Genomic DNA, 2,612 nt, shown 5'->3' with positions numbered 1-2,612 from the left:
TGTGAACATTTGATAATTTAAGCATTCAGTATCACCGAAGCGATACTGGCACTTCATCAAACGCCCACACTTATCGACTGTTGATTGTTAAAGAACTTATTCGGTACTGCCTTGCTGCACTTGCGAATCGTTTTGTTCGTCAGCAGCAGAGAAGTGAGATTATGCCGTGTTTCGCTTAACTCGTCAACCCCTCGTTTTTCTTCAGCACCAGCGGTGTTATCAAAACACCTAGCTCAACTACTTGATTTCGTTCAGCTTTTCTCGTGCTGCAGAAGCAGGAGGCGAACTATAGCAAACCATGGTGCGAACGCACAAGTCCTTTCTGCGCGAAACTGCGACGAGAACACAACATGTCTCTCGACACGCTCGATCGCATCCTACCTTGCAAAAAGGATCGCCGCCGTCGAGCGACTACATCCCAAGAGGGCGCCAATGAATGAGGGAATAAAACGACAACAAATCGGTCGCGCCGCCAAACTTCTGTCCAACGGCACGGCTGTTTCCAGTTTGGAACTTGTAATTGCCCGCGACATAGAGCTGGCGGCCCGGCGGATCCGCATAGCGCGGGTCGTAGCCGACCTGGTGGCCCGCCGATGCACGCAGCGGCAGCGGCGACTGCTTGTCCAGCAGGTTTTACACCCAGACGCAGGGTGATGGCCTTATTGACGCGGTAGCGACCTTGCCAATCCAGGGTGATATACGACGGCACGTCGAGGCGGATCGTCTCATTCACATTGGTCGGAGTATTGCGCACCCTCACCGACGCATCGGTATAGCCGTTCCGGTAATTCAGCATGAGGGTGTTCGACAGCTTGCCGGTGTCGAGCGTGCCGCTGAGGCGTGCCAGGTTCCGGAAGGTGACGGAATTGTTTACATCGAAGAAATCCATGCTGTTGGTCCGCTGGTTATCCGTGCCCGGCAGCCTGTAGTCCGACCTGAGCATATGGGTGCCGTTGACGGTGGCGGTGAACGTAGCCCAGTCGAACTTGTAGCGCGACATGGCGTCCCAGTCGATGCCGCGATTATGCTGGCGGCCGATATTCACCGACAGCGACTTGAAAGCCCAGTAGGTGTTGCCGGTCGAGGGCTCGGTATAGGTGGTGAAGAGATCGCGGAATTTGACCGGATCGCCGAAGGCGTGCCGTTGTGAAATACCGGAAACAGCGTTGCGGATGGTCACGTCCCACAAGTCCAGGCCCATCGACAGCGATGGCGACGGCTCCAGGCGAATACCGACGCTGAACTGCTTCGAGGTTTCACCCAATCGTAGGTCCCGCATTTACCCGACACCGACTTGACGTTGGCCAGCTGCTGCGCGGTCAGATAAGGCGCGACATATTGGCTGGACATGGCCGAATTGGCCGCGATGGTGAACGGTGCAGTACTCGGCGCGATGCGCGCGGTGATGTCGAAGCGCGAGAACGCGAAATCGGCGAACAGCTGCAGCTTGTCGCTGACGTTCAAGGCGGCCTTCAGAAACAGGCTGTCGCGCTTGTTTTCCGCGACCACTTCGACGGTCTGGACGAAATCGAAGGCGCAGTTCTGAGTCGTTGCCGTATTGTTCAGGCTGACGTAGTTCATCTGCAGGCAGCTACCATTCTTTTTCAGGTACGGCGAAAACCCGACTGATGGAATGTTGTTGAAGGTTGCGGTAACGTTTGCCGGGATGGTCGCGGTACTGGTGCGGTCGTAGATATAGTGGTTGCCGCAGAAGTCGAAGGGAATATAGGACGTCTTTGCGAATTCGCGTTCGGTCGACTTGATCTGGCTTTGCTGGTCATGGCGGTAAGCGGCAAGGACGTTGAATCCCTTGGTTTCAAGGTTGCCGAAACCGTAGCTGGCGCTCACATACTCGAGTCGCCGGAGCGGCTTTCGGTCGGCGTATTGTAATTAGCCTCGATATGCCGCCTTACTGATTGCGCTTGAGGATGAAGTTGACCACGCCGGCGATAGCATCCGATCCGTACAGTGCGGAGGCGCCGTCGTTCAGGACTTCGACGCGCTCGATTGCACTCATCGGAATCGCCTGCAGATTGACCGTGCTGCCCGAACCCTGTGGGGCCAGGCGGCGGCCGTTCAGCAGAACCAGGGTATAGCTTTCGCCGCTATTGTGAATCGAGGCGGTCACGCGCCGCCGGAATCGGTGCCTGCTGAAATCGCGGAAATCGTGAAACCCTGCGTGGCGGACAGTACCTGGATCAGCTCGGCGACGTTGGTCGCGCCGGTTTTTGCGATCGTTTCCTGGCTCAGGATCTGAATCGGCAACGCTCCCTCGGCTGCGATACGTTTAATCGCCGAGCCGGTCACTTCGACAGGTTAAACCGCCTGCTCCTGGCTGAATGCGTGTCCTGCGGACAGTGTAACCTCTTGCTCTGTTGCAGGTCTATTATGTATTTACTGTAAATCATGCTTCATAAAAAAATCGTTATGTATGCGCTCAACAACGTTTCGGTAGGCATGTAAGAAGCAAATGCAGGATGAGTGGAAGGCGACCTTTCCGGCCGCCCAAAAGCAAAAAGCCCGCCCAGACTTAACTGGGCGGGCTCTGCTGAATAATTAGCCTGACGATAACCTACTTTCACACTGGTTGCAGCACTATCATCGGCGCAAAG

General features: G+C 55.6%; 5 protein-coding genes. All 5 read right to left on the bottom strand.

Going from position 1 to position 2,612, the window contains the following annotated elements; all coding sequences use genetic code 11:
• Window positions 1-286: 286 nt before the first annotated feature.
• Window positions 287-1,264 (bottom strand): TonB-dependent receptor domain-containing protein, encoded by a 978-nt coding sequence (locus ACI48D_RS25960; protein WP_435574128.1) that lies wholly within the window; start codon window positions 1,262-1,264, stop codon window positions 287-289.
• Window positions 1,177-1,848, bottom strand: coding sequence for a hypothetical protein (locus tag ACI48D_RS25955; protein WP_435574127.1), 672 nt, complete (start codon window positions 1,846-1,848; stop codon window positions 1,177-1,179). The genes ACI48D_RS25960 and ACI48D_RS25955 overlap by 88 nt, the downstream gene beginning before the upstream one ends.
• Window positions 1,849-1,909: 61 nt before the next feature.
• Complete coding sequence (locus ACI48D_RS25950) at window positions 1,910-2,128, bottom strand: TonB-dependent receptor plug domain-containing protein (protein WP_435574126.1); 219 nt, start codon at window positions 2,126-2,128, stop codon at window positions 1,910-1,912.
• Window positions 2,125-2,307, bottom strand: coding sequence for a hypothetical protein (locus ACI48D_RS25945; protein WP_435574125.1), 183 nt, complete (start codon window positions 2,305-2,307; stop codon window positions 2,125-2,127). Before ACI48D_RS25945 ends, ACI48D_RS25950 begins: the two co-directional genes overlap by 4 nt.
• 104 nt (window positions 2,308-2,411) lie before the next feature.
• The coding region (locus ACI48D_RS25940) for a hypothetical protein (protein ID WP_435574124.1) at window positions 2,412-2,612 on the bottom strand (201 nt) is incomplete at its 5' end.

The organism is Massilia sp. LXY-6 (genome assembly GCF_051233485.1).
Lineage (GTDB): Bacteria > Pseudomonadota > Gammaproteobacteria > Burkholderiales > Burkholderiaceae_D > Telluria.
The sequence above is the reverse complement of the archived record's forward strand: the minus strand, read 5'-3'. Positions and strand labels throughout refer to the sequence as shown.